Source organism: Klebsiella sp. HMSC16A12 (assembly GCF_001808265.1).
GTDB lineage: Bacteria > Pseudomonadota > Gammaproteobacteria > Enterobacterales > Enterobacteriaceae > Klebsiella > Klebsiella pneumoniae.
The window spans coordinates 1-4,258 of record NZ_KV792614.1 but is presented as its reverse complement, the minus strand read 5'-3'; the positions used below and the strand labels follow the sequence as shown (position 1 = coordinate 4,258).

General features: G+C 51.3%; 4 protein-coding genes and 4 tRNA genes. 1 reads left to right on the top strand and 7 read right to left on the bottom strand.

Translation table 11 applies throughout. The annotated features are described in order from the left end of the window. The 5 genes from HMPREF3140_RS27435 to HMPREF3140_RS14610 form a co-directional block, all read right to left on the bottom strand. A partial coding sequence (locus HMPREF3140_RS27435) for a GTP-binding protein (RefSeq protein ID WP_072198062.1) occupies positions 1–137 on the bottom strand: 137 nt, incomplete at its 3' end. A 115-nt stretch (positions 138–252) separates the two neighbouring features. Next, positions 253–328, bottom strand: a tRNA-Thr gene (locus tag HMPREF3140_RS14625). A 5-nt stretch (positions 329–333) separates the two neighbouring features. After that, positions 334–408: transfer RNA gene (locus tag HMPREF3140_RS14620), tRNA-Gly, on the bottom strand. 115 nt (positions 409–523) lie between these two features. After that, a tRNA-Tyr gene (locus HMPREF3140_RS14615) sits at positions 524–608 on the bottom strand. 10 nt (positions 609–618) lie between these two features. Beyond that, positions 619–694: transfer RNA gene (locus HMPREF3140_RS14610), tRNA-Thr, on the bottom strand. A 428-nt stretch (positions 695–1,122) separates the two neighbouring features. Between HMPREF3140_RS14610 and coaA the strand changes: the two genes are divergently transcribed. After that, positions 1,123–2,073, top strand: coding sequence for a type I pantothenate kinase (gene coaA / locus HMPREF3140_RS14605; protein WP_070553021.1), 951 nt, complete (start codon positions 1,123–1,125; stop codon positions 2,071–2,073). 25 nt (positions 2,074–2,098) lie between these two features. Here coaA and birA read toward each other — a convergent pair whose 3' ends face one another. Together birA and murB are read right to left on the bottom strand one after the other, a co-directional pair. Further along, the gene (gene birA, locus HMPREF3140_RS14600) at positions 2,099–3,061 is read right to left on the bottom strand and encodes a bifunctional biotin--[acetyl-CoA-carboxylase] ligase/biotin operon repressor BirA (RefSeq protein ID WP_002883521.1); all 963 of its coding nucleotides are present in this window, start codon (positions 3,059–3,061) and stop codon (positions 2,099–2,101) included. Continuing rightward, complete coding sequence (gene murB, locus HMPREF3140_RS14595; protein ID WP_004192687.1) at positions 3,058–4,086, bottom strand: UDP-N-acetylmuramate dehydrogenase; 1,029 nt, start codon at positions 4,084–4,086, stop codon at positions 3,058–3,060. The genes birA and murB overlap by 4 nt, the downstream gene beginning before the upstream one ends. Positions 4,087–4,258: the final 172 nt, after the last annotated feature.

Here is a 4,258-nt window from a genome sequence, read left to right as displayed (position 1 = left end):
GCGCGAGCGGAACCACCGTAGGTTTTAGCCAGTACGGTAGTGATGGCAGCGGTCAGCGTTGTTTTACCATGGTCAACGTGGCCGATAGTACCGACGTTAACGTGCGGTTTTGTACGTTCAAACTTTTCTTTAGACATCGATTGTCCCTCTAAGACACGGATAAATCGGTGATATCACCACATCAACCAGGCAACATGCCCGACTTGTTGAATGAACATAACAGAAGAGAAACAGGGAAGGAGAGAAAAGAAGTGGTGCTGATACCCAGAGTCGAACTGGGGACCTCACCCTTACCAAGGGTGCGCTCTACCAACTGAGCCATATCAGCACGTCTGGAGCGGGCAGCGGGAATCGAACCCGCATCATCAGCTTGGAAGGCTGAGGTAATAGCCATTATACGATGCCCGCATCCTGAAACTCGGCTACCCAGTTCTTTCTGTAATACTAAAGAGACTGCTCTCTTTAGTATTGAGCTGATTAGTTTACCCAACCAACTCCGGCTCCGCAAAGCGTCGCCAGAAAGTGGTGGTGGGGGAAGGATTCGAACCTTCGAAGTCGATGACGGCAGATTTACAGTCTGCTCCCTTTGGCCGCTCGGGAACCCCACCCAAATTGTTATGGTGCCGACTACCGGAATCGAACTGGTGACCTACTGATTACAAGTCAGTTGCTCTACCTACTGAGCTAAGTCGGCATCAAGTAGCGCGCATTCTAGGGAGAGGAGCGAGTTCATGCAACTAAAAATTTGCATAAAACGTTCTCTTGCTCACATTTTGTGCTCTTGCGCGAAAAAACGGTGTAATTTCAAGCAGCGGAGTGCAAATATTCGCCAATAATTCGGCGCTTCAGACGCTGTCCGATCATCTCCGGTTACCTCTATCGCATGCTGACCGCTGACGGAAAGGATTCAGGCCGCTAGCCTAGCCTGTTAGCAAAGGCCATGCTTTGCAAAGAATAAGAAACTTATTCTTCTCTTGTGATGCTGGCGCGAGAAAGCAGCATTCAATGAGTTTTTTTCTTATTATTCCCGGCAATCTGGTGTTACCCTCCTGCCCATTGTCCTGATTAACTCGTGTGAAGCATCACCGTTTCAAGGTATTCGGTGATAGTAAGAACATGCTTATGAGCCAAAAAGAGCAGACGTTAATGACACCGTACCTACAATTTAACCGCCACCAATGGGCTGCACTTCGTGATTCTGTCCCGATGACGTTAACCGAGGAAGAAATCACGCGGTTAAAAGGCATCAACGAAGATCTCTCTCTGGAAGAGGTTGCCGAGATCTATTTGCCGCTGTCGCGTTTGCTCAACTTCTATATCAGTTCTAACCTGCGCCGCCAGGCTGTTCTCGAACAATTTCTTGGCACCAATGGTCAGCGAATTCCCTATATTATCAGTATCGCTGGCAGCGTTGCGGTAGGAAAAAGCACCACCGCCCGCGTTCTGCAAGCTTTGCTTAGTCGTTGGCCGGAGCATCGCCATGTCGAACTCATTACCACTGACGGTTTTTTGCACCCTAACTCGGTTTTAAAAGAACGTGGGTTAATGAAGAAAAAAGGCTTTCCGCAGTCCTATGATATGCATCGCCTGGTGAAGTTTGTCTCCGATCTCAAATCAGGGGTACCGCAGGCAACCGCGCCAGTTTATTCCCATCTGATTTATGATGTTATTCCCATTGGTGACAAAACCGTCGCGCAACCGGATATTTTAATTCTTGAAGGGCTGAATGTTCTGCAAAGTGGAATGGATTATCCGCACGATCCCCATCATGTATTCGTTTCCGATTTTGTCGACTTTTCTATTTATGTCGATGCCCCGGAAGAATTATTGAAAAGCTGGTATATCAACCGCTTTCTTAAATTCCGGGAAGGGGCGTTTACCGATCCGGATTCCTATTTCCATAATTACGCTAAGCTCTCGAAGGAAGAAGCGGTAGATATTGCCACTTCGCTATGGAATGAAATCAACCTAATGAATCTTAAAGAAAATATTCTTCCAACTCGCGAGCGCGCCAGCCTGATCATGACTAAGAGCGCCAATCACTCAGTGAATCAGGTACGCTTACGTAAATAAAATAAGGGAGCCGAAGCTCCCTTTTTTATTCTGCACTGCGCAATGATATTTCACCACCCACCCAGGCTTTTATTACACCATCCTGCTCCAGCAATAGTGCGCCCTGGGCGTCAATGCCACGCGAAATGCCGTAAATTTCTTTATCACCGATAATCAGTTTCACCGGGCGATGAATAAAGTTATCCAGTTTTTCCCAGCGCGGTAGATAGGGAGCCAATCCTTCCTGCTCGAACAGCTCCAGTCCCAGGCGCAGCTCTTTAATCAGGCGCGCGGCGAGGAGGTTACGGTCGATGACCACCCCCGCTTCCTGAAGGCTGATCCACCCCTGATTGACGACATCAGACTCCACGCGACGCATCACAAGGTTGATACCCGCGCCGCTGACGATTTGTGCGGCATCGCCCGTTTTCCCCGTCAGTTCCACGAGGATCCCTGACAGCTTACGATCCTGCAGGTAAATATCGTTTGGCCATTTCACGCGAACCTGTTCGGCCCCGAGCTGCTGCAGAACTTCAGCGATCACAATACCGATCACCAGGCTTAGGCCAATAGCCGCTGCCGGGCCCTGCTCCAGACGCCAGTACATCGAGAGATAGAGATTCGCGCCAAAGGGCGAAAACCATTTTCTGCCTCGCCGGCCTCGCCCTGCTTGCTGATATTCAGCCACACAGGCATCTCCGGACGTCAGCTCATCAAGCCTGTCCAGCAAATACTGGTTAGTAGAGTCGATGACGGGAAGGACCGTCACTCGACCATGGTCTATCTCTTGAGAAATCTTTTTCTCATCTAATAGATGAATAGGCTCCGGCAGGCTGTAACCCTTGCCCGGCACAGTAAACACATCGACGCCCCAGTCACGTAAGGTCTGGATGTGCTTATTAATCGCCGCCCGGCTCATGCCTAACTGCTCACCAAGCTGTTCGCCAGAGTGAAACTCGCCATCAGCAAGGATAGAAATTAGCGTTAAAGGGATAGTATGGTCTTTCACGCAATGCTCTCCTCTGCGTTGACTTCACCATGCGTGCCAATGAAGCGCACCTCGGGCTGAAGCCATACATCGAATTTCGCACCCACCCGCTGGCGAACATAATGAGCAAGTTTTACCACATCCTCGCTGGTCGCTCGATCTTCATTAATCAGTACCAGCGCCTGCTGTCGATGGACGGCCGCGCCGCCGATGCGTTGTCCTTTGAGCTCACATTGATCGATTAGCCAGCCAGCGGCCAGCTTGACGCTGCCATTTGCCTGCGGATAGTGCGGTGCATGAGGGAACTGCGCCAGCAGCGCTTTCGCAACCTGAGCGCTGACGATCGGGTTCTTAAAAAAGCTGCCGGCATTACCGTTAATCTTTGGATCCGGCAATTTAGTCATTCGCATATGACAGACCGCATCAAATACCTGCTGCGGCGTGACGGTCTGCGGATCGAGACGCGTTAAATCACCGTAACTCAGTACAGGCTGCCATGTTTTCGCTAACGATAAGCCAATCGCGACGATGGCATAGCGGTCCTGATATTCATGTTTGAAGATACTGTCGCGATAGCCAAAACGGCATTCCGCGGCTGAAAGACGTTGCTTACGCCCGGATTCCAGCTCAATGCAGTCAACATATTCGCAAACCCGCTGTAGCTCAACGCCGTAGGCGCCAATATTCTGGATCGGCGAAGATCCTGCGCAGCCAGGGATTAACGCCAGATTTTCCAGACCTGGCATCGCATGCTGTAGCGTGAACTGCACCAACTGATGCCAGTTTTCGCCGGCGCCGACGTGCAAGCGCCAGGCTTCCGGCGTTTCGCTCACCTCGATCCCCATAATCCGGTTGAGGATCACCGTACCGGCATAGTCGTTCAGAAACAGGACATTACTGCCTTCCCCAAGGATCAGCGTGGGTTCGCCTGCCGCGGCAGCGGTTTGCCAGGCGCTTAGCAACTGTTGCTCAGTTTCGGCGCGTACTATCGTCTTGGCGAAGCGTTCAATGCCAAAGGTATTCCAGGGTTTGAGGGAGTGGTTCATAGTGGCTTCCTGATGCAAAATCGGCGTTAGTTTATCGTATCTGGCGGGGGAAGGCTTGTCTGATTACAGGGGCAATGATATTGCGGGGCGTTACCGGTGGTGATGTGGTGTATCGGTGCGGGCTACAGAACGCGACAGGCCCGTAGCCCCGGTAAGCGCAGCGCCACCGGGG